Source organism: Saccharopolyspora elongata, assembly GCF_004348985.1.
Taxonomy (GTDB): Bacteria; Actinomycetota; Actinomycetes; order Mycobacteriales; family Pseudonocardiaceae; genus Saccharopolyspora; species Saccharopolyspora elongata.
In genome coordinates, this window is the sequence record NZ_SMKW01000034.1 from 77764 (window position 1) to 102335 (window position 24572).

27 protein-coding genes are annotated in these 24572 nt (G+C 67.9%); 11 read left to right on the plus strand and 16 right to left on the minus strand.

Annotated features, from left to right (window positions below):
* Positions 1–17: 17 nt before the first annotated feature.
* Positions 18–338 (minus strand): GYD domain-containing protein, encoded by a 321-nt coding sequence (locus E1288_RS24425; protein WP_132488850.1) that lies wholly within the window; start codon positions 336–338, stop codon positions 18–20.
* Positions 339–901: 563 nt separating this feature from the next.
* Here E1288_RS24425 and E1288_RS24430 point away from each other — a divergent pair.
* From E1288_RS24430 to E1288_RS24445, 4 genes are all read left to right on the plus strand, one after another.
* Positions 902–1195, plus strand: coding sequence for a hypothetical protein (locus tag E1288_RS24430; protein ID WP_235883775.1), 294 nt, complete (start codon positions 902–904; stop codon positions 1193–1195).
* Positions 1176–1793 (plus strand): DUF6879 family protein, encoded by a 618-nt coding sequence (locus E1288_RS24435; RefSeq protein ID WP_132488852.1) that lies wholly within the window; start codon positions 1176–1178, stop codon positions 1791–1793. The genes E1288_RS24430 and E1288_RS24435 overlap by 20 nt, the downstream gene beginning before the upstream one ends.
* A 46-nt stretch (positions 1794–1839) precedes the next feature.
* Positions 1840–4257, plus strand: coding sequence for an ATP-binding protein (locus tag E1288_RS24440; protein WP_165968234.1), 2418 nt, complete (start codon positions 1840–1842; stop codon positions 4255–4257).
* A gap of 188 nt (positions 4258–4445) precedes the next feature.
* A complete protein-coding gene (locus E1288_RS24445; protein WP_132488854.1) occupies positions 4446–5165 on the plus strand; it encodes a methionyl-tRNA formyltransferase in 720 nt (239 codons plus the stop codon).
* A 226-nt stretch (positions 5166–5391) separates the two neighbouring features.
* Here the strand turns inward: E1288_RS24445 and E1288_RS24450 are convergent, their stop codons facing one another.
* From E1288_RS24450 to E1288_RS24465, 4 genes are all read right to left on the minus strand, one after another.
* The gene (locus E1288_RS24450; RefSeq protein WP_132488856.1) at positions 5392–5664 is read right to left on the minus strand and encodes a hypothetical protein; all 273 of its coding nucleotides are present in this window, start codon (positions 5662–5664) and stop codon (positions 5392–5394) included.
* Between the two features lie 101 nt (positions 5665–5765).
* A complete protein-coding gene (locus E1288_RS24455; RefSeq protein ID WP_235883776.1) occupies positions 5766–6815 on the minus strand; it encodes a hybrid-cluster NAD(P)-dependent oxidoreductase in 1050 nt (349 codons plus the stop codon).
* A gap of 5 nt (positions 6816–6820) precedes the next feature.
* A complete protein-coding gene (locus tag E1288_RS24460; RefSeq protein ID WP_235883777.1) occupies positions 6821–8068 on the minus strand; it encodes an aromatic ring-hydroxylating oxygenase subunit alpha in 1248 nt (415 codons plus the stop codon).
* Between the two features lie 17 nt (positions 8069–8085).
* Complete coding sequence (locus E1288_RS24465) at positions 8086–10119, minus strand: oxidoreductase (RefSeq protein ID WP_132488862.1); 2034 nt, start codon at positions 10117–10119, stop codon at positions 8086–8088.
* Between the two features lie 112 nt (positions 10120–10231).
* Here E1288_RS24465 and E1288_RS24470 point away from each other — a divergent pair, with 112 nt between their 5' ends.
* Together E1288_RS24470 and E1288_RS24475 are read left to right on the plus strand one after the other, a co-directional pair.
* Positions 10232–11152, plus strand: coding sequence for a LysR family transcriptional regulator (locus E1288_RS24470; RefSeq protein ID WP_132488864.1), 921 nt, complete (start codon positions 10232–10234; stop codon positions 11150–11152).
* A 315-nt stretch (positions 11153–11467) separates the two neighbouring features.
* The gene (locus tag E1288_RS24475; protein ID WP_132488866.1) at positions 11468–12346 is read left to right on the plus strand and encodes a hypothetical protein; all 879 of its coding nucleotides are present in this window, start codon (positions 11468–11470) and stop codon (positions 12344–12346) included.
* An 80-nt stretch (positions 12347–12426) separates the two neighbouring features.
* Here E1288_RS24475 and E1288_RS24480 read toward each other — a convergent pair whose 3' ends face one another.
* Both E1288_RS24480 and E1288_RS24485 read right to left on the minus strand, forming a co-directional pair.
* On the minus strand, positions 12427–13008 hold the full coding sequence (locus E1288_RS24480; RefSeq protein ID WP_132488868.1) for a hypothetical protein: 582 nt from the start codon (positions 13006–13008) through the stop codon (positions 12427–12429).
* A gap of 174 nt (positions 13009–13182) precedes the next feature.
* A complete protein-coding gene (locus E1288_RS24485) occupies positions 13183–13320 on the minus strand; it encodes a hypothetical protein (protein ID WP_207954535.1) in 138 nt (45 codons plus the stop codon).
* Positions 13321–13470: 150 nt separating this feature from the next.
* Between E1288_RS24485 and otsB the strand changes: the two genes are divergently transcribed.
* Positions 13471–15039, plus strand: a complete 1569-nt coding sequence (otsB, locus tag E1288_RS24490) for a trehalose-phosphatase (protein WP_132488870.1) — start codon at positions 13471–13473, stop codon at positions 15037–15039.
* A gap of 687 nt (positions 15040–15726) precedes the next feature.
* The gene (locus tag E1288_RS24500; protein ID WP_132488874.1) at positions 15727–15915 is read left to right on the plus strand and encodes a ubiquitin-like protein Pup; all 189 of its coding nucleotides are present in this window, start codon (positions 15727–15729) and stop codon (positions 15913–15915) included.
* 172 nt (positions 15916–16087) lie between these two features.
* Here E1288_RS24500 and E1288_RS24505 read toward each other — a convergent pair whose 3' ends face one another.
* From E1288_RS24505 to E1288_RS24535, 7 genes are all read right to left on the minus strand, one after another.
* Positions 16088–16975 (minus strand): universal stress protein, encoded by an 888-nt coding sequence (locus E1288_RS24505; RefSeq protein WP_132488876.1) that lies wholly within the window; start codon positions 16973–16975, stop codon positions 16088–16090.
* An 18-nt stretch (positions 16976–16993) separates the two neighbouring features.
* Positions 16994–17500 (minus strand): universal stress protein, encoded by a 507-nt coding sequence (locus E1288_RS24510; RefSeq protein ID WP_235883778.1) that lies wholly within the window; start codon positions 17498–17500, stop codon positions 16994–16996.
* A 99-nt stretch (positions 17501–17599) separates the two neighbouring features.
* Complete coding sequence (locus E1288_RS24515; protein ID WP_235883779.1) at positions 17600–18238, minus strand: hypothetical protein; 639 nt, start codon at positions 18236–18238, stop codon at positions 17600–17602.
* A gap of 38 nt (positions 18239–18276) precedes the next feature.
* Positions 18277–18525, minus strand: coding sequence for an SHOCT domain-containing protein (locus E1288_RS24520; RefSeq protein WP_132488914.1), 249 nt, complete (start codon positions 18523–18525; stop codon positions 18277–18279).
* A 22-nt stretch (positions 18526–18547) separates the two neighbouring features.
* Positions 18548–19432 carry a universal stress protein gene (locus tag E1288_RS24525; RefSeq protein WP_132488880.1) on the minus strand — a complete coding sequence of 295 codons (885 nt, stop codon included), beginning with the start codon at positions 19430–19432 and terminating at the stop codon, positions 18548–18550.
* Positions 19429–20382 (minus strand): nitroreductase family protein, encoded by a 954-nt coding sequence (locus E1288_RS24530; protein ID WP_132488882.1) that lies wholly within the window; start codon positions 20380–20382, stop codon positions 19429–19431. The genes E1288_RS24525 and E1288_RS24530 overlap by 4 nt, the downstream gene beginning before the upstream one ends.
* Entirely contained in the window at positions 20379–20615 is a 237-nt protein-coding gene (locus E1288_RS24535) for a CBS domain-containing protein (RefSeq protein ID WP_132488884.1), read from the minus strand. Before E1288_RS24535 ends, E1288_RS24530 begins: the two co-directional genes overlap by 4 nt.
* 347 nt (positions 20616–20962) lie before the next feature.
* Between E1288_RS24535 and E1288_RS24540 the strand changes: the two genes are divergently transcribed.
* On the plus strand, positions 20963–21781 hold the full coding sequence (locus tag E1288_RS24540) for a universal stress protein (RefSeq protein WP_132488886.1): 819 nt from the start codon (positions 20963–20965) through the stop codon (positions 21779–21781).
* Positions 21782–21889: 108 nt separating this feature from the next.
* On the opposite strand, the gene E1288_RS24545 is transcribed toward E1288_RS24540, so the two are convergent.
* Both E1288_RS24545 and E1288_RS24550 read right to left on the minus strand, forming a co-directional pair.
* Positions 21890–22054, minus strand: coding sequence for a lasso RiPP family leader peptide-containing protein (locus E1288_RS24545; protein ID WP_132488888.1), 165 nt, complete (start codon positions 22052–22054; stop codon positions 21890–21892).
* Positions 22055–22367: 313 nt separating this feature from the next.
* Positions 22368–22742 carry a hypothetical protein gene (locus tag E1288_RS24550; protein ID WP_132488890.1) on the minus strand — a complete coding sequence of 125 codons (375 nt, stop codon included), beginning with the start codon at positions 22740–22742 and terminating at the stop codon, positions 22368–22370.
* 172 nt (positions 22743–22914) lie between these two features.
* Here E1288_RS24550 and E1288_RS49895 point away from each other — a divergent pair, with 172 nt between their 5' ends.
* Positions 22915–23049, plus strand: a complete 135-nt coding sequence (locus E1288_RS49895) for a hypothetical protein (RefSeq protein ID WP_268951860.1) — start codon at positions 22915–22917, stop codon at positions 23047–23049.
* A gap of 110 nt (positions 23050–23159) precedes the next feature.
* On the plus strand, positions 23160–24467 hold the full coding sequence (locus tag E1288_RS24555; protein ID WP_132488892.1) for a helix-turn-helix domain-containing protein: 1308 nt from the start codon (positions 23160–23162) through the stop codon (positions 24465–24467).
* The last annotated feature ends 105 nt before the right edge of the window (positions 24468–24572 follow it).

Genomic DNA, 24572 nt, shown 5'->3' on the forward strand with positions numbered 1-24572 from the left:
AACGGCATCAGCCACGCTCAGGCGCCGGGGGCGCGGTAGTCGACAGTCTTCCGCGCAGCCTCGTCGACGTCCTCGGGGCGAAGGAGCGGCACCGCTCTGGTCGTCACGGCCCCAGCTGCCCTAATCGCCATAGCCATGGCAGCCATGGAGACGTCGTCGGGCATGTCAACAACGACGAAGACATCGTCGGCTCCGAACGCGAAGTAGAACGACTCAAGCGTTCCGCCGCACGACCCGACGACCCTTTCAACAGCCTCCCGCCGCCCGGTTCCGCCCTCGGCGAGCACCCCCTTCGTCCCCCCGGCGGTGTAGCTGCCCTGCACCAAGTACTTCGGCATGTCGCTCCCCCCACTTCACCCTGCAGATGCCCGCAGCCGCGGGTTCCGCTCCCACCATCGGGCACCAGAGCAAGCCCTGCCAATCGAAGCGCAGCTCCACGACCGACAACTCGAAACCGACACCGTCCCCCTCTGGCGACTGCCCGAGAACGCCCCCGGATCCACGCGCACGTGGCCACACCACCGCAAGGGCAACAGGGTTGCGCACGCACCCCGTTCCACAACGTCTCATGGCAGTGCGAGCAGCAGGAGGGCCTGTGCGTTCCCGACTCTTCCTCGTGCTCCGATGAATGGATGGCCTCCTTTTGTCGTAACTCTGTTTACGATGGTCGTCACATTGTGACTGCGACTCCAAGGTCCAACGTGAACCTATGGGCCCGAGAACCTTCCGCAAGCAGGAGACCGCGAGCAGGCGGTGCGAGACATGCCGCTTATGTTCCGTATCGGCAGGAACAAAGCCCGAATGTAGAGGCTTCCCCCGATAGCACCTCGTAGTTCCGCAGTCACTTGACGTAACATGACGTTGCTGGTAATCGTTATGCGTTTTAGGCTCGGTTGATTGGATGTGGTTTCTGATGCAAAGAAAATGGGAAGCCGACGCTACGGCGGCTTTTGCGCGACGTTTGGGCAAATCAGCACTGGAGCTGTCGATGACAGACGAAAATCCGAGCTGTCCGGATATCTGGGAACTAGCAAACGGAGATGTTGCGGTCATCGGACGAGATCTCACCGAGAGCTACATACGGCGATTGCCTTCGGGCGTGAGTATCGGCCACGACGAGCGGCTTGTCGTCATCCCTGGGAAGATGTTGAGGTCAGCAAAGGGGGATATCGCCGATGAAGAATCCTCCGCGTGAACTGCTGGGCGAGCGCCTGTCACCCGAGGAGTATCTCCGTGACTTCGATCCTCGTTTCTGGCGGATCACGGAAAACGATTTCTGGAAGTTCGAACGGCGGCAGTCGTTTCAGGAGCAGGGCAACTCGAGCTGGGATGCGTTCGCGCGTGGTGACTGGAGCGAGTCGCTGAAGCTGCTCGAGGACAGAACGGAAAACCTGAAGTCCTACTTCCGACGAGTTACTGAGCAGGGATTCACGACCTACCGAGTACGTGTAGTCGAAGAGCCTCTCACTCCGTACATGCAGTGGCTCATACATTCCCAGCGTCAACGCAGCGAATACGGCGGGCATGTGCGGATCGTCGGAGTCGACGAGGTCGCCCCGTTTGAGTCTGATGGGACTCTTCCCGAGATCGTGACGGTCGGCAGTGAGGCCATCTATCAGGTCCTGTACGACGCCGACGGCGTCCTAGAGGGGGCGATTCGATCGGATGCTCCGGAGGATCTCGCCAGCTGGCGAGATTTCATGATGCGGCTGTACGCGACAGGCGAGGACATCGCCGACTACTTCGAGCGCGTCGTAGAGACACTGCCCCCGCCCGATCCCGGCGAGGAATGACCCGGACATCGACAAGTTCCTCGTTCAGGACAGAAAAGGCCGATCCGTGCACACAACGCCAGAGCCGGATGAGTACGACCCGCATAAGCATGCCGCGACGCACTCGGAACTGTCCGGTCGCGCCGCTGACGTCGTCCAGGCCCGCGACGTCAGCGGAGGCGTCCACTTCCATCACCCGCCAGCAGCCGAGCACCGGGCGGATGTGCCCGTGCCGCGTCAACTGCCGCCCGACGTCTGGGATTTCGTCAACCGGGACGCCGAGTTGCAGCGCCTCGACCTCAAACTCCTGAGGCACGAGAGTTCCGCCCGTGTCTCGGCACTGTGCGTGATCGTCGGTACCGCTGGGGTCGGCAAGACCGCCTTCGCCCTGCACTGGGCTCACAAGGTCCAGCACGAATTTCCCGATGGGCAGCTGTACGTCAACCTGCGCGGCTACGACCCCGGCTCCCCCGTCACCCCCCATCAGGCCCTCGAACGCTTCCTGCGTGCCCTAGACGTGCCGGCCTCGGCAATTCCGCGTGAGCTGGAGGATCGGGCGACGTTGTTCCGCTCCCGGCTGGCCGGGCGCCGGATACTCGTGGTGCTCGACAACGCCTCCGGTCCCGGCCAGGTCCGCCCCTTACTGCCGGGCACATCGGACTGCCTGGTGCTGGTTACCAGCCGCAGCCGTTTGTCCGGGCTGGTCGCCCGAGACGGCGCCTACCGCCTCACACTGAACCTCCTCGACGAGGCCGAAGCCACCACACTTCTCCGCAAAGCCTCCGCCGACTACCGGAGCACCGACAGCGCGACTGATCTCGCCGAGCTATCCCGCCTGTGCGCACGCCTTCCCTTGGCCTTGCGGATTGCAGCCGAACGGGCCGCGAGCCAGCCGACAATACCGCTGCGCGAACTGATCGCCAGACTCCGCGACGAGTCCGAACTTTGGGACGCGCTCACGGCCAGCCACGATGACGAATCCGATGCGGTCCGCTCGGTATTCGCCTGGTCGTATCGTGGCCTGACCGCAGGCGCTCACCGTCTGTTCCGGCTCCTTGGCCTGCATCCCGGCCCCGAATTCAGCACGCATGCCGCCGCAGCGCTGGTCGAAGCCACCGTGGGTGAGGCCCGACGCCTGCTCGACGAGCTCGTCGGTACGCATCTGCTCGAACAGATCGCACGGGATCGCTACCAGTTCCACGATCTGCTGCGCGCCTACGCTCTCGACGAGGCACGGCATGAGGATCCAGATACTGCCGGTGCGGCACTGCGGCGGCTTTTGCTGTGGTACCTGCGCACCGCAGATGCGTGCATGGCCACCGCGGTGCCGGGAGCGTTCCGCACCTCACTGGCCGAGCAAGCCGAAGGCTCCCCGCCAATGAGCTTCGACGACCAGACCGAGGCGATCACATGGTTCGACCAAGAGCGGTCGAACCTCCTCGCCGCCGCTCAGGCCGCACACAGCGCGGGCATGCCGGATCTCGCTTGGCAGATTCCCGCCGCGATCCAACGGATGTACGCCCGTTACAACCACTTCGACGACTGGCGCACCGCCTGTACGATCGCACTGCCCGCCGTGCGCGAGGTCGGCGACCGCAGTGGCGAGGCCGTGATCATCGAGAGCCTGGCGAAACTGCACACACAGAGCTTCGAACTCGATCAAGGGATCGAGTTCCACCAAGCAGCCCTCGCCCTTCGGCAGGGAATCGGTGACAGGATCGGGCAAGTTTCCTCGCTGAATGGAATCGCACTGGCCGCACTGCGGGGCCACCGCCTCGACCAAGCACACGACTACTTCGAGCGGGCCCATTCCATGGCGATGGAACTCGACGATCATGCGTGGCAGGCCATCACCGCCAACGGGCTCGCACACGTACACCTCGAAGCCGAGGACTACAAGCAGGCGCACGAACTCAACAGGATCGCGCTCACGCTGTACCGCGAAGTCGGCAACGAGGCCGGAGAGGGGGACGCGCTGCGCTGTGCCAGCGAAATCCAACGCAGAACAGGGCACCTCGAGCAGGCCTACGAGAGCATTGACCGGGCACTCGGCATCGCCGAGGAAGCCCGCAACCCCGTTTGGGAAGGATGGTGGCTGCTCGATCTCGGCCGGCTGCAGGTCGCACTCGGCCAGGCCGAGGACGCGCTGGAGACCTACCACCGAGCGGCGGCCCTGCAGCGCCGCATCGGCGACCGATCCCGAGAGGGGATCGTGTGGGACGCTATCGGCCAGGCCTACGCGGCACTCGACCGCTACCCCGAGGCCACTGAGTTCCACCGCACTGCCGCGGAGCGGCACCGTCAGCTCGGCGACCGCTGGAATCTGGCCCTGACACTGACCCACCTCGCCCATGCCCTGACCGCAACCGGTGCGCGAGCCGAAGCCTCCACCCACGCGAACGAGGCGCAACAGATCCTCGCCGAGTTCACCGACCCGGCGGCCAGACGACTCCACAACCAGGTGAGCGCTCTGTCAGCCGAGTGAGCTGTTCACCGGACAAGCACCGCACACATGACTGTGAAAGTGAGACCACGATGTCCCGGGTCGCTCTGGTGTCCTTCCGATCCGACCTCTTCGCCGCGCTCCACGCAGGCAGCAGACTGGGAGGGCATGAGCCGGTCCTGTACATCTCCGGACGTTCCGCCCGCCCTAAGGGAGACAGCTATCCGAACATGGGCGAGAAGGTGGACAACATTCTCGAAGGGATCCCGCCCGAAGTCGACCTCCTGCTGCCCGGTGACGTTGACGGACTAGCCAACGCACTCCGCGGCTACCGCATCGATGTCGCCGTTGTCTTCGGCCTGTCGTGGAAACTGCCCCCTGCTGTCCTCGACGTCCCCAGGCTCGGCATCGTCAACGTGCACCCCTCAGCACTGCCCAAGTACCGAGGCCCCGCATCGGTGCAGTGGGCGATCCGCAACGGCGACACCCACCTCGGCGTGACCGTCCACCGGATGGACAACAAGATTGACACCGGAAACATCATCGCCCAACACGACGGCATCCACCTTCCTGAATTCATCACCTACGACCAACTCTGGGACCAGATCACCCCGAGCGTCGAGATCACCCTCGGCAAAGCCCTAGACCTCGTCGCCGACGGATTCCCAGGTATGCCCCAGGACGAGAAAGCAGCGACGAGGGCCCCCTTGATGGAACCGGACTTCAGCTACATCGACTGGTCCCAGCCTGCACACGTCATCCACAACCAAGTACGAACCTTCTACTACGGAGCCGGCATCCCCGGACCATTCGCCGAAATCGACGGGAGCTGGATGCGCATCATCCGCACCCGGCTCGAACCCGGTGACGGCACTCGCGTGGAATGTTCCGACAGGCCGATCTGGATCGTCGAAGCGGAAGCCGCGCAACCACCGACGGATTGTTCGTAGCCGGACGCACCGTTGGTTCCTCGCTGCGCTCTTCAGCCACATGGCAGGCGTTGCACCGGATTCATCTTGCTCTGGGCAACTCCGGCTGAACCACCCCGCCCCGCCTGTCGGCCACCCCGCCGGAGCCGGCGCGCAGCTCCTCATCGGTGAACAGACCTGCTCGGCGTATCGGAGCGGCCCGACCTTCCGCCGCCGACGCCCCTGAACACAACCGGTTCGCTCTCGCCTAGCCACCCTCGGACGGCGGGACAACAAGACGCCGGATGCCCTCGGAATTCATCGGAACCCCGCACAGCCGCATGAGCACCGAGGGCTTCCCCGCCGTCGCGTTTGGCGGCTCCGTCGGCGGGCACCGCAGCTCCGTCGGTGTCAGCTCGACTTTGACGACGGTCGACCGGCTGGTACTCGTCTGCTCCATCGCCAGCGACACACCGATGAACAGCGCTCCGGCCGCCACGGTTCCGCCGGCCACCACCGCAACGGCCTTCCCGAACTTCAACCTTCGCCCCTTTCCGCAAGATCCACCTTCCCTATCGCCACACCGCCCTGTCCCGTCACACACCCTGGTAAGCCCCGAAATCGCACTCGACCGGAAGGGGATCAGGCGTCTATCACCAGGTCTTCGAGTGGTTTCGCGCAGCACAGGAGGATCTTGTTCTCCGCTCGGTCCCGGGGACGGATACCGCCGTTGTGCCGCATGTCCACCGAGCCCTTCAGCAGCGTTGCTTTGCAGGTGCCGCACATTCCTTGTCCGCAGGACGACGGCAGGGTGATGCCGGAGCTTGCCGCGGCGTCCAGGATCGGCGTGTCCGCGTCGCACTCGACGGTCCGTCCGCTGCGGGCGAGCCTCACCTCAAAACTCCCTTCGCCGCCGGATGTTTCGGGGACCAGGGCGTCGATGGTGAAGCTCTCCTCGTGGTAGTGGTCCATGGCGAAACCGGCTTCCGCGAGCATCAGGCGCACGGCCGCCATGTAGCCGGCCGGGCCGCAGGTGAACACCTCGCGGTCCAGGAAGTCCGGGGCGATGCTCCGCAGCATGTCGATGTCCAGCCGACCGCGCCGGCCCGCCCAGCGCTCGTGCGCCCCGTCGTCCTCGCAGACGTGCGTCACCCGGATGCGCTCCGAAGTGGCTTCGATGAAGTCCAGTTCTCGCCGGAAGATGATGTCGTCCGGGGTGCGGGCGCTGTGCACGAAGACCACGTCCGCCGGGCTGGCCAGGTCATGGAGCGTCCTGGTCATCGACATCAGCGGCGTCACGCCACTCCCCGCGGAGAGGAACAGGTACTTCGGCGCCGGGCGCCGGTGCATCGAGAACTCGCCGAACGGGCCCCGTGCGTGGAGGACCACACCGGGCACCAGGTGGTCGTGCAGCCAGTTGGAGACCTGCCCGCCCGGCACGCGCTTCACGGTGATCGCCGCCAGGTGCGGACGGGAGGGCGGCGAGGACAGCGTGTAGCACCTGTCGGCCTCCAGCCCGTCGACCGGCACCGTGATGGTGATGTACTGGCCCGGGTCGTGGTGGAACAGCCCGGGCTCGACGGGCTCGAAGACGAACGTCTTCACATCGGCGGTCAGCTGCTGCACCTGCTTGCAGGCCAGCCGCTGGTCCGCCGCGTCCGCCCAGTCGCGCCCGGTCCGGGAGGTTCGCACGCCGGTCATCGCAGGTGCTCGCGGAGGCGGTTGATGTACCAGTTGCAGAAGGCCTCGACCTGGTACTCGGTCGGGGCGTACGGGCCGGGCTCGTACGCCGGGCTGCTGATCCCCTGCTGGGCGCGGGCCACCAGCTGCGCATCCTGCTCGTTGGTGGCCGTCCAGACCTTGAGCAGCGTCTCCAGGTCGTAGTCCACGCCTTCCACGGCATCCGGGGCCACCAGCCAGGTGGTGCGCACCAACGTCCGGTCCGGGGCGATCGGCAGCGCCGAGAAGGTGACGGCGTGGTCGCTGACGACGTGGAACCAGGAGTTGGGTTGCAGGTGCAGCGACAGGTGCCCGAGCCGGGGTGTCGGGACGTCGCCGAGCAGGCGCCGGCACGCGGCTTTGCCGTCTGCGGTGAAGGATTCCCCGGCGAGGTCGAGCGGATCGCGCTGGATGCGGAACCCTGTTGCGCGGGTGTCCAGCTCCTCGATGAGCTGGTAGGGCAGGCCGAGGTCCTTGTAGGTCTGCCGCAGTTCGGCATCGACTCGCAGGTAGCGCTCGTGCGCCGGGAGCAGCCGCGCCGGCAGATCCTCTTCGGTGTAGCCGTAGGTGGGGAAGAACGTGCGCAGCAGCTCGGGGTGGCCGTCGCAGTGGTAGCACTCCCGGTTGTTCTCCATCACCAGCTTCCAGTTGCCTTGCTCCACCAGGTCGACCTGCGCCGCGACCTTGGCTTCGTGCAGGCGATGCGGCGCCAGGTACGGTTCGATGCGCGCGGCCACGTCGGCGAAGTCGCTCGGCGGTTCGTCGGCGAGGCAGACGAAGATGAGACCGGCGACGCTGCGGGCGTGGATGGGCTTGAGCCCGAAGCAGGTGGGGTCGAAGCCGGACGGTTGGGACGGCGCGTGCCGCAGCGCGCCGTCGGTGCCGTAGGTCCACTTGTGGTAGCCGCAGACGATGTTCCCGACTGATCCGCTCGGCTGGTCCAGGATGCGGGCGCCGCGGTGGCGGCAGACGTTGTGGAACGACTGGATGTTCTCGTCATCATCGCGCAACACGATGATCGAGTAGGTGCCGAGCGTCGTGGTGAGGTAGTCGCCCGGCTCGGGCAGTTCGGCCTCGGTGGCCACGAAGATCCAGTGCTTCGCGAAGATCGCCGCGACGTCGAGGTCGAAGAATTCCCGGCCGGCGTAGAACGCTGCTTCCAGGCTGTGGCCGACCGGCCGCCGGGCGACGAGTTCGGACGCTTCGATGGTTCCCAGTGCAGTCACTTCCGCGCTCCTCGTGTTCACATGGGCAGGCATAGCCGCAGCGCGTCGAAGACGGCCGCGTGGATGTTGCGGCTGGTCACGGCGTCGCCGATCCTGAACAGCCGGTAGTGCCCCGCCTGGTTCCGGGTGGCCTGCTGCGGCGCGAGGGCCAGCAGCGCACGGTGGTCCACTTCGCCGAGGTTGGTCGAATCGGCGAGCAGCGCCTGGTAGAGCTCGTCGTTGGGCAACGTCCCGTTCTCGACCACCACGTGGTCGACGGTCCGCTCGGCCTCCACCTCGGCGTACTCGCTGCGCAGCGTCGCGGTGAGCCGCCCGTCCGGTGTGCGGCGCACCGACCGCAGCCGGTGAGCCAGCGTGACGCGCACCGCGTACTCGGCGAAGACTTGCAGATATGCCGGCGAATTCATGCTGCCGACGTCCGGCGCGAGCATGCGTTCCGGGGTCACGTATTCGACCGATGCCCCTCGGCGGGCCAGCACCTCGACGGCGTCCATGCCCGGGTACGCGCCGTTGTCGTCGTAGACCAGCACCCGGCCTTCGGGCCGCAGAGCACCGGTGAGAACGTCCCAGGTATCGGCCACCTCGTCGCCTTCCAGCAACGTCGCGTTCGGCGTGCCGCCGGTGGCGATGACCACGACGTCGGGGTGTTCCGCGCGGACTTCCGCTGCCTCGGCCAGCACTCCGAACCGGAAGTCGACGCCGTGCAGCTTGCATTCCTCGACGCGCCAGTCGACTATGCCGATCAGGTCCCGCCGGCGGGGGTTCGCGGCCGCGATGCGGACCTGCCCGCCCGGTACGTCGTTCGCTTCGAACAGCACCACCTCGTGCCCTCGTTCACCCAGCACCCGAGCCGCCTCCAGCCCCGCAGGACCACCGCCCACGACCACCGCCTTCTTCCGCGCCGACGCGGGCGTGATGGTGTGCGGGAGCTGTTGCTCCCGACCGGTGGCGGGGTTGTGGATGCACTTGGTGTCGCCGGAGTCGTAGATCGCGTCGAGGCAGTAGCTGGCCCCGACGCACGGCCGGATGCGGTCCTCCGCTCCCGCCGCGACCTTGGCGACCAGGTGCGGGTCGGCGATCTGGGCCCGGGTCATGCCGACCAGGTCGAGCAGGCCGTCCCGCACGGCGTGGCGTGCGGTCGCGACGTCGGCGATGCGTGCGGCGTGCATCACCGGGACCTGGAGCCGCCGCCTGATCTCGGCGCTGAACTCGAGGAACGGCGCCGACGGCGTGCCCATGGACGGAATGGTCCGGGCCAGCGCGGCATCGCTTTCGATCGAGCCGCGGATGGTGCTGATGAGGTCGATGCCGTCGTCGAGGAAGCAGCGCGCCGCCGCCAGGGCGTCGTCGACGGTCAGCCCGCCCGGCCGGACCTCGTCCATCATCATCCGGATGCCGACGATGAAACCGGGCCCGACGGCCGCCCGCACCGCCCGGATCACCCGGCGCGGGAACGACATCCGGTTGGCCAGGCTCCCGCCGTAGGAGTCCGTGCGGTGGTTCGTCGTCGGCGACAGGAAGCTGTCCAGGAAGTGCCCGTACGCCTGGATCTCGACGCCGTCGAGGCCGCCGGCTTCGCAGCGAGCCGCCGCGTCGGCGTAGTCGCGCACGATCCGGTCCAGGTCCCACTGCTCGGCGGTTTTGGGGAACGCGCGGTGCGCGGGTTCGCGCACCGGGGACGCGGACAGCACCGGCAGCCAGTCCCCCGCGTAATTGCTCGTGCGCCGCCCCAGGTGGGTGATCTGGCACATGACCGCCGCGCCGGCGGCGTGCACGTCGTCGCCGAGCCGACGCAGCCACGGCACCACCTCGTCGCGGTAGAGCAGCAGGTTGCCGAAGGCCGGTGGGCTGTCGGGGGCGATGACCGCGGAGCCGCCGATCATGGTCAGCCCGACCCCGCCGCGCGCCTTCTCCAAGTGGTACAGCCGGTAGCGGTCCTTGGGCAGGCCGTCATCGGCGAAGGCGGGTTCGTGCGAGGTGCTGACCACGCGGTTGCGCAAGGTGAGCTGCTTGATGGTGAACGGCTGGAGCAAGGGATCCGTCGGGTGCATGGCGCTCCTCGCGAATTCCGGCCGAGGTGGCCGTGTGTGCCCACCAGCGTGGAGCGCCCTGGCCGGTCCGGACAATCAAATGTTCATGCAGCAGATCGTGCAAACTCTTTGCATGATTGACAGTCGACTTCGGGTGTTGCAGCTCGTCGCCAAGCACGGCACCGTCACCGCCGCGGCCCAGGCGCTGCACTACACGCCGTCGGCGGTGTCCTACCAACTGCGCCAGCTGTCCGCGGAACTCGGCGTGGAACTGGTGGTTCCGCAAGGCCGCCGGATCCGGCTGACCTCCGCCGCGCATGCGCTGCTGCACCACGCGGAACTGCTGCACGCCCAGTGGGAGCGCGCCAAGGCGGAAATGGCCGCTCTCGCCGACGAACCCGGCGGCCCGTTCACCCTGTGCGGTTTCTCCACCGCAGCAACGCACCTGCTGCCGCCGGCCGCCGCCGAACTGCGCGACGACTTCCCGAACCTGAAGGTGCGGCTGATCGAGGCCGAGCCCGCCCGCTGCTTCGACCTGCTGCTAGCCGGAGACGCGGACCTGGCGCTGGTGATCGTCACAGCAGACACCCCGCCGCTGTCGGACGCGCGGTTCGACCAGCAGCCGCTGCTCGACGATCCGCTCGACCTGGTCACGCCACTCGGTCACCCGCTGACCGACCGCCCGGCGGTGACACTCGCCGACGCGGCGAACGAGCCGTGGATCTTGGGCCGGCCGGACAGCACCTACCACCAGCTGGTGACAACCGCATGCATGGCAGCGGGTTTCAGCCCGAACATCGCGCACTACGCCGACGAATGGGACACCGGAACCGCACTCGTCGCCCACGGGTTCGGCGTCATCTTGGTGCCCCGGCTGGCACGCCTGCACAGCCATTGGCCGGTCGCCCGCATCCCGCTCCACGGCGAACCGGCACCCGCGCGCCGAATCCTGGCAGTCACCAGGATGGGTGCCCGGGACAATCCAACGATCGCCTACGCCCTCCAAGCGATCACCAAGACCGCGGCCGGAATCCTCCCGGCCCAACCCGGCTGACCACGGCGACTCCGGGTATCGAAGCCGACGGGAAGGGCGCACGCGGCTTCGCCGGTGGCAGCACGGTGACCCTGTTGGAGTGGGCAAACCCGGCCGCAGGCGTTGTGGCATGCAACATCGGCAGCGTTTGATCGGCGCTCCTCGCCGGATCGACTCCGGCGAGGAGCTCGGCACCTGACCAACCGAATGCGAACGGCGAGCTTTCTTGATGCTACGTTGCGTGACATGGGGGAATTGAATGCTGTACGGCCGCAAGAAGAACGTGAGAAGAGCAGCCCTTTCCTCACCCGCGTGGCGCGTTAGGGCCGCTGGATCGTGCCGCTGGTCATCGTCGTGGAGTTGGCCCTGCTGTTCTCCGGTGTCCTCGGCATAGGCGCCGGCGTCCTCGTGGTCGCTGTCGTGGAGGGGTCGCTGCTGGTCCTGGTAGCCGTCGAGGCCTGGCTGGTGTGGCGAGCGGTCCGCCGCGCCCGAGCACGCGGCGCGGGAGGTACCGACCCGCTGGCATCGTCGCTCCGCGCGGTGATGCCCGACTGGGCGGCCTCGGTGGTCAGGCACGACCTTCTCATGATCCGGGCCCTTTGGCTGGCAGTGCGACGCAGGCAGGACGTGCCCGAGGACGGGGAGGCCATTCACTACAGCCGCCAGCTGCGCCCGATGATGTGGGTGTTCTTCGTGCTCAACCCACTCGAGGTCGTGCTGGTCGAACTGGCGGTGCCCTGGCAGACGCTGCGCATTGTCCTGGCGGTCATCGGGATTCTTAGCACCATCTGGTTTCTCGCACTGCTCGCGACGATGTACAAGTACCCGCACAGCATTGACCCGCGCGTGCTGCGCCTGCGCTATTGTTCGTTCTTCGATTTCCAGGTTCCGGTCGGCGACATCGACAGCGTCGTGGTCGCCAAACACACGCGCGGAATGAAGAGATCGAGCGAGGCCGTCGAGGGAACCCTTATCCTTGAGGTGTCCAGAACGACCAACATCTCCATTTCGCTACGCCGCGAGCACGACGTGGATCTGGGTTTGCGTGGCACCGGGACGGTGTGCGCGGTAGATTTCTGGGCGGATGACCCCCGTACGCACCGTAGAACTCATCCGATCCCAGCTTCCCTGATTCCTTCCAGCAGCAAGGCAGAATGCCGCTACCCGATCCACCACGCCGTGTTCGCAGCCCGTTCAAAGCTATCTCCGAAATAAATAGGGAGAGTCCAGTAATACGCTCTTCATGAAGGATGATTTCCTCCTCCCGCGAGAGATCCTGACCATCCCACTGCTCCCTAAGACGTCGTGGATCCGGCTGGCGTCCGATGCCAAGCGCTCCAAGCGAGTTGGGCGAATGGAACGATCACCAGCAGGTCGACGACGTACGCGACCCATTCGAGACGAAGAACTCGGCCCAGCGGAAAGACGACAGCGGCGAGGCAGATCAGGACGGCGACCCACGACGGCGACATTCGGGTCCAGAAGAGGAGTACGCCGAATACCAGCAGGGCGAGCGGGAAGGTCGGCCCCGGAAGCCACAGCACCAGCAGGCTCTGCGGCGGGTAGTCGCCGAAGCGCGCCAGGGCCACCTGATCGTGCAAGCCGAATACGCCTTCGAAGAAGCCCTGCAGTCCGAATGCGATGCTGCCGAACATCCCGATCAACAGCAGCAACAACCACAGCCCGGCCGCGACGGGGATGCGTTCGCGCAACCGTTCGTATTCACCGATCAGCCCGTACACCCAGGGCACCATGGAAAGGGCGATCAACATCCCGCCATTCACGCCGTAATGACCGTCGACCCAGAAGAACGGCGATGCAGCAAAGATGACCGGGCCGAGGAAGAGCGCCGCCGCCTGCAACCGTTGCACGACCATCGGCGCAGGTTAGGACCCCTGCCAACGGCCCGCAACCGAACTGTGCCCACCACAGCCCCCGCAACGTCGTCCTCCGAGCTTCGCCGTACCGGTGATGCATTGGGGGCGCGAAGCAGTGGGCCGTGGTGGGGTCGCCCTACTCCCCGTGCAGGAGCAGCGCCAACCGCTCCGCGTTCAGGCACCCCGGATGCATCGCGGCACTGCGCGGATCTCCGCGTGCCGCAGGCTCAACTCGTGCCGCACATCGTCCACTGTGGCCATGGAAATGCCGTCGCCGAGCAGCTGCAACGACAGCTGCGGGCGCGCTGCCACAGGTAGCCGGGGCGTGCCTTGGTGTAGGCAGCAATGGTCGGTTGATCACTCGAGCACGTGGGACCCGGCTGCCACGTGGGAGGCCGGGGTGGAACTGCGCGGTGATCTGGGTATGCCGTTGTGGGGACGCCGTATCCGCACGGAGCCATCATGGCCGCTACGAGCATCGATCCGCTCCGCCACCGCGCGGTGCTCTTCGACCTGGACGGAGTGCTCGCCGACACCGCCACGGTGCACGCCACCGCTTGGCAGCGCCTGTTCGACGGGTACCTGGCCGAGCGCGCGCCGGCTCCGGCGGAGGACCACCTTCCGTTCACCGGCGACGACTACCTCCGCCACGTCGACGGCAAGCCGAGGGTCGACGGCGTTCGGGACTTCCTTCGCTCCCGCGGCATCCGATTGCCTCTGGGCAGCGCAGGCGACGCGGCCGGGCAGGAAACCTGCCACGGGCTGGGCAAGCTCAAGGACGGCTACTTCCGCGACGCCCTCGACGCCCAGGGCGTCGCGGTGTTCGACGACGCGATCGCCCTGATCGATTCGTTGCACCGCCACGGCGTCTGGACCGCCGTCATCTCCGCGAGCAGGAACTGCGCCGCCGTCCTCGAACGAGCCGGGATCGCGCACCTGTTCGGCGTTCGGGTCGACGGTGTGGTGGCGGAGGAACTCGGGTTGCCCGGCAAGCCCGATCCCGCCGTGCTCTTCGAGGCCGCCCGTCGGCTCGGCGTCCGGCCATCGAGCTGTGCAGTCGTCGAGGACTCCGAGCCAGGTGTCGATGCCGCCAGGTCCGGTGGCTTCGCCCTGGTCGTCGGCGTTGCCCGGTCCGGTCCCCCGACCAGGCTGCTGGGAGCGGACGTGGTCGTGTCCAGCCTCGCCGACGTCGCCGTCGCCGGCTCCGGGGAACGCCGCCTGTCCGACGTGCCCGATGCGCTCGACGGGTGGGCCGAGATCGCGGATCGCCTGCGGGGCCATCGCCCGGCGGTGCTGCTGGACTTCGACGGCACCCTCGCCCCGATCAGGGACGATCCGACCGCGGTCGCGTTACCGGCCGGGACCGGCGAGGTGCTGCGGGTTCTCGCCCGGCACTGCCCGGTGGCGGTGATCAGCGGCCGCGACCTGCGGGACTTGCGCGAACGGGTGCGGGTCGAGGACGCGTGGTGCGCGGGCAGCCACGGCTTCGAGCTGGCCGGGCCCGATGGCACGTCGGTCGTGCAGCAGTCGGGCGAAACCGCGCTGCCCGACCTCGACGAGGCCGAACGGCTGCTGTCGACCGAATTGCGGCCGGTGGCCGGCGCGCTGGTCGACCGCAAGCGGTTCGCCGTCGCCGTGCACTACCGCAATGTCCGGCCGGACGAGGTCGAGCGGGTGATCTCCATCGCGCGCCGGATCGGTGACGCACGGCCCGGGCTGCGGACGACGCACGGCCGACGCGTGGTCGAGTTGCTGCCGGACATCGACTGGAACAAGGGCAGGGCGCTGCGTTGGTTGCTGGATCGCATCGGGCTGGTCGGCCACGACGTCGTGCCGGTGTTCGCCGGCGACGATTACACCGATGAAGACGCCCTGCGCGAAGTGCACGACGACGGCATCGGCATCGTGGTGCTCAGCGCCGAACACGGCGACCGCCTGACGTGGGCCCGGTACTCCGTCGATGGACCGCGCTCGCTGTGCGCGTTGCTCTCGCGCATCGCATCCCTGGTGCAGGAGGGAAATCCGAGCTGAGCGTACGAGCCATGAACGATCGTCCTTTGTGGAGCGATTCAGCCTGCGCGGCGGTCGTCGATCATTTCGCGAGCCTGCCGCCGGGGCCCAGGCTCGCCTGAACGACGAGTTCCACAGCGAGGAAACCCAAGGCCTGCACCTCAACCCCTGCTCGAACCGCTGGCTGCCCGACCACACGCACCTGCAGCTGCACATCGGGCTCGCCATCGCCCACAACGTGTGGCATGGAAGCGCATCGCGCAACGCATGTTCGTGCCCTTTCAGGGGACGGCATCATCAGCCAGTTCGACGGCTACCGGCTCGCCGGACCAAGCAGGCCGGCGTGCTGATGCTTCAACCTGCTGTCGGCGCCGCACCGCCACCGTGCGAACCTGGCCCGGACGCCTCCGCCTCCCGGTCACCTGCACCTGCGGTGCCCGCACCGTCCACCTCGGCCCCAGGGGAACCGCCCGGTTCTCGCTGGAGGACTCGCTCCGAGGAGACGGTCCCGCGGCCCACTTCCCGCCCTGACACCTCGTCGCGAGGCTGGTTCCGGTCCGCGCGGAAGCCGCCGGAGTGGATTGGGACGAGGGTCTCTAGCGACCGCGATCGCGCTTCGCGACGCTTGTCGGACGGGCGCGACTCGCGGCCGCTTGACGCCGGCAGCAACCGGGCGTTGGGGCACGCATCGACCGCAGGAGGTGCGGAATGCGCCAGGAGAAGGCTCGCCGACACACCCACCACGACGAAGAGCTGCCAGAACCGCGAACCCACGGTGCGGACAGGCGTGACGAGCTCGACGATTCGACCGATTCCCTCCTGGAGGAGATCGACGACGTCCTGGAGGAGAACGCCGCCGAGTTCGTTCGCTCCTACATCCAGAAGGGCGGCGAATGAGCCACTACCGATCGAAGGGCTCCGGGGCAGCCTGCGCAGTCGGAACGCGGTTGCGACGTCGGCGCTGAGCAGCCGGTGGGCGAACTGGAACAACGCTGCCCGGCCGGTCTCATTTCCGGCGAGCTGGTGGCCGGAGGCGGGGCGTCCTGAGCGGCGACCCCAGTGGGCGGCGTCATCCGGCGCGCAGGACCGCGACCGGGCAGTGCGCTCGGTTGACGACCGCGTGGCTCACCGAGCCGAGCAGGCTGCGCCGGATGCGCCCCCGCCCATGACTCCCCACGACCAGCAGGCTCGCCTCCTGGGCCTCGCCCATCAAGGCCTCGGCGGGCTTTTCCGGCGTCACCACCCGCCGAACGCCGACATCGGGATACCGTTCGCCCCGTCCCGCCAGGGAAGCGGCGAGCGCTTCCTCGGCTACCTCGCGCACCTCGCTCCAGGGCAGCTCCCACTGCTGGACACGGGCGAAGGGGTCCAGCGGCAGATCGCTCCAGGCGTGCACCACGACGAGTTCGCCGCCGTGGCGGGAGGCGAAGTCGTAGGCGAAATCGATGGCCAGGCGGCTGGCCGCCGAGCCGTCGACGCCGACGACGACCGGTCCCGTGCCGGGCTGCTCCCGGTCACCGCGGACCACGACGATGGGAGCCCCGGTGCGCCGGGTCAGCAGTTCCGCCGACATCGAGCCCAGCACCCCGAGCTCCACCTCGATGCGCGGCCCGCCGAGCACCACCACCTCGGCCTCCCCCGCCATGTCCGCCAGTACCTCGGCCGGATCCCCGAACGGCATGCTGCTGTGCACTTCCAGTTCCGCGTCGATCTCCTGGCAGCCGACGACCAGTTGCGCGAGTTCGTGCCGCAGGATCTTCTGCAGCGGCTCCAGCACGTCACCTTCGCCCGGCACCTTGATCGACGTGTGCTCCTCGAACGGCCACGTGAGCACGTGCACGAGCAGCAGCGGCCGACGTCGGCTGGATGCCTCGCGTGCTGCCCACCACACAGCCCGGCGAGAGGACTCCGTCAGGTCGAACCCCGCCACCACCGCCTTGCGACTGGTCTCGGTCATCCGTTCTCCCCCTTCGGCCTAATCGAGCGCGGGATCGAAGGAGGCCACGCCGGCCTGCGCGTCTTCCCCGGTCTGCTCCGGCATTCCCTCGGGGACGACCAGCACCGGGCATCGGGCCCGGTGGATGCACCTCAGCGCCGTGCTGCCCAGGATCACGTCGGCGATCCGTCCACGACCACGATCGCCCAGCACCAGCATCGCGGCGTGGGCGGACCGTTCGGCCAGCACCTCGGCGGCGTCGCCCTCGACCAGCTCGGCGTGCACTTCCGGCGTCGTGGTTCCGCCCATGCAGCCGCGCACCAAGCTCTTCAAGTCCTCCCAGTGCTGATCCCGCACGTGGTGCGGAGCCAGCCCGGGGCTCATCAGCACCGGGCCAGGCCCGGCGAGCACGGCATGCGGCGTCCAGGCCATGACCGCGTGCACCGGCACGCACCGCCGGCGTCCCTCTGCGAGGGCCCAGTGCAGCGCCCGCGCGCTCGCATCCGATCCGTCCACTCCCACCACGAGAACCCCGTAACCGGTCACGGTTCCCACCTCGTCCCCTGCCCCAGCACGAGCGAGTCCACTTCGGTTCGATGAGCCCATTCCCGGTGCCACACGCCCGGTTTCCGCGGGGAACAGCGCTCACGGACGCGCATGCTCGGCCGCGGTGCGCAGAGTGGCCCGCATGATGGACTTGACGAACCGCGACACCGTCCGCCAGTACAGCGTGAAGATCCGCCGCGTGATCGGGTCGTCGAGCGTGACGCGGATGTCGTAGGTGGCCAGGCTGCTGCGGCGGCCGTAGGGGCGTACCGAGAACGACGCCACGATCTTTCCCTGGCCGGGCTTGCCGTACTTGGCGAACTCCTCGGCGGTCACCTCCTCCATGCGCACGATCGGCGTGCAGAACCTACCCATCGCACCGAAGACGACTTCCTGGCCCGGCCGTTCGCCGAGCAGCACCCAGTCGCCGCTCGCGCACAGGTCGTCGTAGGTCAGGCGGGTCGGAACCCGAGGCGGAACGCGGCGTTCGAGTCGCTCCGGCAGTCCCCGCACCCACATGGCCAGATCCGCGGCTCGCGACCCGATGGTGAGCAGGTCGAGATGGCGCAGCGCGCGGTACACCGCCTCCGGCGGCGCGTCGACGACCAGGTGCTCGACCGCGCCCACGTCGTAGCGGGCCGCGAAGTCGTCGACGTTCACCGAGCGCTCCGTGACCTCCCACTCCGCCGAAGCGGTGTCAGGGGGCTGGCTCCGCGTCCTGTCCGTCTTGTCGTTCATCGGCCCTCCTCCCCTCGCCGAAGAAAGCGGAACACCCGTCACGTCCGGCGTCTGCGTTCGGCCAGCGCCGTCCTCCGGCGCCGGTACTCCTCCTCGTCGATCTCCCCGCGGGCGAAGCGCTCCGCCAGCAGCTCTTCGGCCGTGGCGGTGTCGCGGTCGCTCTGCCCGGTGCGCTGCAGGTAGCGGACCAGCGCGATGATCGCCGCGATGACGAGCGCCCAGAACAGGACCATGCTCACCGTCATCATCGTCAGGCCCCACATGCCCCAGCCGTAGCCGTAAGGCATCACGCTCGCCTCCTCTGCTCGTTCAGCGCGCCACGATGAGCGGGCACGGCGCGTGGTGCACCAACTGCTGGCTCGTCGAGCCCAGCACCAGACCGGTGAACGCCCCGCGCCCGCGTGCTCCCACGACCACCACCTGCGCGTGCTGCGCGTGTTCGAGCAGGACGCGAGCCGGTTTGCCGTTCGCCACGATGCGCCGGACTTCGACCTGGGGGTACTTCTCGTGCCAGCTCACGAGGCGCTCCGCGAGGATGCGCTCCTCCTCCTGCTGGACCGCTGCTGCGCGGCCCTCGGCGTGGAAGCTGTACCAGGCTTGCTCGGTGCCGGCGGCGTGCCAGGCGTGCACGGCTTCAAGAGCGGCACCGCGCATCGCGGCTTCCTCGAATGCCGTCTTCAGCACGATCTCCCCGGCTGGTGTGCCGTCCACGCCGACGACGACGGGCGCGTCGGGGGCTTCCACGCGCGACCGTCGCACCACTGCGACCGAAGAATGGCCGTGCGCGCACAGGCCGATCGCGACCGACCCGACGAGGAGTTCGGCGAAGCCGCCGAGTCCGCTGCTGCCGACGACGGCGAGCTGCGCGTGCCGCGATTCGGCGACGAGCACGGGTATGGCGCCGCCGGCGACCACGAAGGTCCGCACCTCCAGCCCCGGGGCCGCTTCGGTCGCTTCTCCCTTGGCCCGGTGCAGCCATTGCTGGGCTTGCCTCGCCATGGCGCTCGCGTACGTTTCGGGCACCGGTGTCGTCGGCAGGTCCGGCAGGTACGTCTGGGCGAGGACGTCCGCGAAGACCACGCGCAGCCAGATGCCTCGGCGGTGGGCCTCGGCGGCTGCCCAGCGCACGGCGTCCAGCGCCGCCGCGGACCCGTCGATGCCCACGACGACCGGATTCTCCTGTGCTGCGGTCATCGTTCCCCGACCTCCGGTTCCGCGGGAAGGCCGAATCGCATCAGCAGCTGCGGCACCGCGGTGAGGCCGAGCCGCTGCGCCAGGCCGGTGCGCACCTCCTCCAGGTGCAGCGGTTGGGTCATGACGGAGGCGGCCAGGTCTCGGCTCGTCGCCTCCAGCCACGCCTGCTCCATTGCCGCTCCGGCCCGGACGTGGTCCTGCGGGGTATCGGCGCTCGTCGTGACGACGAGCACCGCCTCCTGTTGGATCCGGTCGGCGAGCAGGGACTCGTCGGGCAGCCGTGTGCGGGACGTGGTCAAGCCGACCGCCGCCAGTCCGACCGCCCCGAACGCGTCCGGTCGCACGCCATGGCCGCGCGGGTTGGTCCACAGGGTCAGTTCGCGTTGGTACTCGGTGTTGCCGCGGAAAACCCGGGCCGCGTAGTCCAGCGACCGCGCGACGGCCAACGCCTCGTCGGGACCGGAGATCCACCGGCCGGTCACGCCCGGTGCCGCGAGCGCATCCAGCAGGACATCGCGGGTGCCTTCGGGGAGTTCGCGCCGGTCGAAGGCGTGCCGGTGGCTCCAGCGGTCGGCCAGGGCGCGGCGTCGGCGGTTCTCCGCATCGGTCGGCCGGGATCGGTGGGTGCCGGTGACGGTGGCGGTCACCAGGTCACCGGCGAGGCCGGTCGCCACCTCGGCCGCCCATCCCAGCCCGCCGATCGCCAGCACCAGGTTCGCCAGTGCCGCGCCGAAGGAGATGCGTGGGTCACGCCCTTCGGGGTCGTGCTGGGCAGGCAGGCCCGGTCGTTCTCGGAGCTCGGCGGTCCGCCCGTGAACCGTCAGTTCCCATGGGCGGGTGTTGTGCACCGACGGTGCACAGTGGACGGCTTCACCGAGGACGGCGGACTCGGCTGCCGACCACGAGTCCTGCCCGTGGCCGCCGTCCGCCAAGGCCCTGGTGACGCTCATCGCGAACCCTCCTCCTCGGGCTGTGCGGCGAGGGTTCGGGCGAGGCTGCGGACGAGGTCGACCCCGGTGAGCACGCCGCGCACCCGCCCGTCCCGCATGACCAGGACGGCATCGGTGTGGGCGTCGATCACGCGTTGCGCTGCTAAGCCGATGTCGTCGGTGGCGTCCAGCTCGGGCCGCACGGCGACCACGGGAGTGCTGGCGAGATCGAGTGCGCTTGCCTGAACGGTCATGTTCCACTCCGAAAGGCCCTAACCCGGCTCGACCGTCGCGCAGCCCGCCGCGGTCCGGCAAGGGGAGATGGTCACTGGAGTTCGCCACCGTCAGACGCGGAGCTTGCGAATGAAGAGATCCTCGGGTTCGCCCGGCTCCAAGCGGATGCGTCGTCGGGTTCCGCCAGTCTCCGCAGGCGGCAGCGGTACTCGGGCCCCTCCGCTGACACCGGCCGCCCCTCCCGTACTCGTGAGAAGATCACCCCACCTCGCCAGCGGCGATAGAGCCCATCGGCCCTATCAGCGCGGCGGTCGCGGTTGGCAACGTGAGCGGCGTTGCGGTCCGAGCATCGCGGGAGGGCGCGAGCATGACACGCGCGAAGCAGTCCGTCGTGGTCGGCGTGGACGGCTCCGAATCCTCGTCGCAAGCGGCGCTGTGGGCGGCCGCCGAGGCCGAGCGCCTGTCGGCTCCGCTGCACGTCCTCCTGGTCAACAACGATCCCACCCGCGATCAATTCGCCGAGGAAGTGGTGCGGGACATCGCCAACAGCTGCCGCCGGGCGGTGGGCGAACTGGAGATCACCGAGGAGGTCTCCGCCGGGCATCCCGCCGAGGAACTGGTGCACCGGTCGGCCTCCGCGCGGCTGGTCGTGGTCGGCTCGCGCGGGCAAGGCGCGTTCCGGGAGACGTTGCTCGGTTCGATCAGCGCGGCGGTCGCCACGCACGCCTCGTCGCCGGTGGTCGTCGTCCCGGGCCACGGCACCGCCACGTCCGGGCCGGTCGTCGTCGGGATCGATGACTCGACGGGCAGCCGGAAGGCGTTGCACTACGCCTTCGACGCGGCCGACCGACGCCGCAGCGAACTCGTCGCGGTGCAGGCGCTGCCGAACGCCTACTTCATCCCCGGCCCCTACGACCACCCGGACCGCGACGAACTCCTGGCCGGCGCCGAAAAGCGCCTCGCCGAGCAGGTGTCCGCCGGGGCCGTCCCCTACCCGGAAGTAGTCGTTCGCCAGGCCGTGTCGAACATCCCGCCGGTGCAAGCGCTGCGCGAGGCCGCGCAGCATGCGCAACTGCTGGTCGTCGGCCATCGTGGGCTCGGGGGATTTCCCGGCCTGCTGGTGGGTTCCGTGACCAGGGGCGTGTTGCACCACCCACCGTGCCCGGTCGCCGTGGTCCCGGGCTGACGGCTTCATCGCCGAGGGGGCCTTCGCACGGCCCGGGCGTGTGGTGGCGGGTGGGCTGGTGTGGCGTGTTGGACACTGAGCAGCCACACGGCGCTCTCCTTTCACAACTCAGTAGTAGAAGTGCCCGCCGTCGCGGGTGTCGTCGTGCCCGCCGCCGAGCACCAGCTCGACAACATCACCAACCTCCTGTACCTGCGGTGGCTCGTAGGCGACCGCCACCATCTCCTCCTCCATAAAGGACCCCTTCCAACTCGTCGTGATCTCTTTCTCCACCCACCAAACCCTGATGGGAGCTAGTGGATCGGGGCGAGGCGTGCCTGAGACGAGCACGCCCCGCCCCTAGGTCCGGCACCTGGCCGGGGGACTCGCGACATGCGAAGACAGGTGCCGGAACTCTTATTGCGCCTGCTACTGGGCAGCGACCGTGTGGACGATCCAGGGCAGGTAGCGCGCTGTGTCGGTGTAGATGTCCGCCAGCGCCGCACCGACTATGCGACTGAGTAGGGACATGGCGCTTTGGCTCCATTTCCATTGGTGGTTCGTCTGTTCCGCCGGGCATGGCGCGGTTCGCCCGGTGGTCTGTTGTTCAGGCAGCAGTAGCGAGTTCGTCGTCCTGCGCGTCAGGCGGCAAAACGATCTGTTCGGGTTCCGGATCGCTGAGTTCGTCGGAACGGCGCAGCGCGTCGGCAAGGACCTTGACCCGGAGCGTGAATCGGTCTTCCACGTCGACTGCGTCCGCGCAGTCGTTGCACACACTCCGGCGGGCTGGGGTGAGGCTGTCCTTCTTTCCACTGCCAGGCGCGTCGTTCACGCCGGGCGGCACATCGGACCGTGCGCCGTGCACAGGACCCTTCAACTTCTTCCCGCACATTCGTGGATCAGATCCGCTGGTGACGGGATGGTGCCAGATGGACTCATGAACGCTGGCCATCCAGCGCGGTGGCAGAGGTTGGTGCTGCATGGAGGGCTCCATCTCCGGGGCCTGGCCGGCGCGTCGGGTCCCATCGACCAGGCCGATGGGACCCAGCCCGACGTGGGGTGTCGGGGTTCGCCACGTCGGGCCGGGGGCGTGGGGATCGCCAGAGAAGCGGTCAGGGCGTGGGGCCGGAGGAGTGGCCGGCGGCGGATGCCGCATGCTCTACCGGCCACCCCGCACCGCCGCGCGCCAGGCTGCGGCTTTCCTGTCGCGTCGTGGCGGTTCCTCCATCACCCCGCTGGCCATCACCCAGCAGCCCAAGAAGGACCAGCGGCCCCACGAGCAGCGCTGAAGCCACGAGGATCAAGGTCAGAAGCATCGACATGAGATCTCACCGCCAGTTCGCCCTACGTCACTTACCGTGCGTGTTTCGTGCCGGCTTGGTTGTTTGCGGAGCTAGCAGTGAAGAGCGTCGCTCTCCGCGCCGCGTTTCGGAACGCCCTCAGCACGTACCCGATACGCACTCAGGGCGTACTCGTGCGCTGCCTGCTGGATACCGTGCGGTGTGCGCGCGATGATGGGCACATGCCGCCCATCGCTCACTGGACGGGGCTCGAAGCGAAGCTGCTCCGCAACGCGCTACGGCTCACTGTGAACGCCTTCGCGGACTTGCTCGGGGTTCATCCTCGGACGATCAACAAGTGGGAATCGCGACTGGCTGAGATCACGCCGCTCCCAGAATTGCAGTCGGCTTTGGACACTGCGCTTCAACGAGCTCCTGACACCGCACGTGCACGGTTTGACCAGTTCAGAGAGCATGCTGCTTCTGACGCGGCAGTCGACGTCGCTGAGCAACCGCCGCTCGCCTCCCATAACGGGGCGAACCAGAACCGGCACGTCGTCGACAATATCGTTGAGTTCATCGGGAGCGACATGGCAACGCGCCGAGAATTCCTGGAGCTGTCGCTGCTGACGGGAGCAGCGCTCGTGGTTCCTGTCCGGCAATGGGCCGCAGAGGCCCCGGTCGTTCCCATCAAGCCTGACCAAGTCGGCCAGGACGAGATTCAGGGGCTCGAACAGGCCGTAGAACTCTTCCGCCGGTGGGACGCTTCAGGACAAGGCGGCCTTCATCGCAAGGCTGTGCTGGGCCAGCTCAACGCCGTGGTTGAAGCCCTCCAGCACCGGCGGGCAGCCACCGAGCAACGGCGTCTGTACCAGGTCACGAGTGAGCTCGCCCAGCTCGCGGGCTTCATGACCTGGGACGCCGGCTTCCCGGTCGCAGCGCAGCGTTACTTCCTGTACGGGGCTTGCAAGCGCGCTGGTTCGTTTGATCTGGGTGCCAAGATCGTCGGCGACATGGCACAGCTGTCCAAGGCGCTCGGCCAGTACGAAGACAGCTTCGCGATGGTTCGCACTGCTTTGGTCACGCTTCCAAGGAACGCCAGTCCTCTGGTGCGCGCCGAATTGCACGGCCACGAAGCCTGCGCCTACGCGCGGTTCGGTCGTAGTGAAGCCGCGAGTACTCGTCGCGCCGTAGAAGCCTCGTTGGACGCATTCGATCAAGCTGCTCCAGGTTCACAGCAAGCGTGGAACAGGTACATGGACCGTGCTGAGGTCGAGAGCCTCGCGTCCGCAGCTCACACCCAACTCGCACTCCGTGATCCGACCTCACAGCACGTGGACACTTACACCCGGCATGCGGAGGCTCACGCGCTTAAGGCTACAGAGAGCCGCCAACAGGGCCGGTCGGTAGTTGTCAAGTCAAATTGAGACGGGTTGTGTTTAGTTGACTGGTTGCTGATCTTCGGTGGGTTGGTTGATCCAGGCCGCTTTGGGTAGTGCGGGTGGCCGGGGTCGGCGGGTGAAGCGTTCGGG

Excerpts from the sequence above, each read along its gene's own strand:
- E1288_RS24425 (WP_132488850.1), bottom strand. The coding sequence starts at position 338 with ATGCCGAAGTACTTGGTGCAGGGCAGCTACACCGCCGGGGGGACGAAG.
- E1288_RS24430 (WP_235883775.1), top strand. The coding sequence starts at position 902 with ATGTGGTTTCTGATGCAAAGAAAATGGGAAGCCGACGCTACGGCGGCT.
- E1288_RS24435 (WP_132488852.1), top strand. The coding sequence starts at position 1,176 with ATGAAGAATCCTCCGCGTGAACTGCTGGGCGAGCGCCTGTCACCCGAG.
- E1288_RS24445 (WP_132488854.1), top strand. The coding sequence starts at position 4,446 with ATGGGCGAGAAGGTGGACAACATTCTCGAAGGGATCCCGCCCGAAGTC.
- E1288_RS24465 (WP_132488862.1), bottom strand. The coding sequence starts at position 10,119 with ATGCACCCGACGGATCCCTTGCTCCAGCCGTTCACCATCAAGCAGCTC.
- E1288_RS24470 (WP_132488864.1), top strand. The coding sequence starts at position 10,232 with ATGATTGACAGTCGACTTCGGGTGTTGCAGCTCGTCGCCAAGCACGGC.
- E1288_RS24480 (WP_132488868.1), bottom strand. The coding sequence starts at position 13,008 with ATGGTCGTGCAACGGTTGCAGGCGGCGGCGCTCTTCCTCGGCCCGGTC.
- otsB (WP_132488870.1), top strand. The coding sequence starts at position 13,471 with ATGGCCGCTACGAGCATCGATCCGCTCCGCCACCGCGCGGTGCTCTTC.
- E1288_RS24500 (WP_132488874.1), top strand. The coding sequence starts at position 15,727 with ATGCGCCAGGAGAAGGCTCGCCGACACACCCACCACGACGAAGAGCTG.
- E1288_RS24505 (WP_132488876.1), bottom strand. The coding sequence starts at position 16,975 with ATGACCGAGACCAGTCGCAAGGCGGTGGTGGCGGGGTTCGACCTGACG.
- E1288_RS24515 (WP_235883779.1), bottom strand. The coding sequence starts at position 18,238 with ATGAACGACAAGACGGACAGGACGCGGAGCCAGCCCCCTGACACCGCT.
- E1288_RS24520 (WP_132488914.1), bottom strand. The coding sequence starts at position 18,525 with ATGCCTTACGGCTACGGCTGGGGCATGTGGGGCCTGACGATGATGACG.
- E1288_RS24525 (WP_132488880.1), bottom strand. The coding sequence starts at position 19,432 with ATGACCGCAGCACAGGAGAATCCGGTCGTCGTGGGCATCGACGGGTCC.
- E1288_RS24530 (WP_132488882.1), bottom strand. The coding sequence starts at position 20,382 with ATGAGCGTCACCAGGGCCTTGGCGGACGGCGGCCACGGGCAGGACTCG.
- E1288_RS24535 (WP_132488884.1), bottom strand. The coding sequence starts at position 20,615 with ATGACCGTTCAGGCAAGCGCACTCGATCTCGCCAGCACTCCCGTGGTC.
- E1288_RS24540 (WP_132488886.1), top strand. The coding sequence starts at position 20,963 with ATGACACGCGCGAAGCAGTCCGTCGTGGTCGGCGTGGACGGCTCCGAA.
- E1288_RS24550 (WP_132488890.1), bottom strand. The coding sequence starts at position 22,742 with ATGCAGCACCAACCTCTGCCACCGCGCTGGATGGCCAGCGTTCATGAG.
- E1288_RS49895 (WP_268951860.1), top strand. The coding sequence starts at position 22,915 with ATGCTCTACCGGCCACCCCGCACCGCCGCGCGCCAGGCTGCGGCTTTC.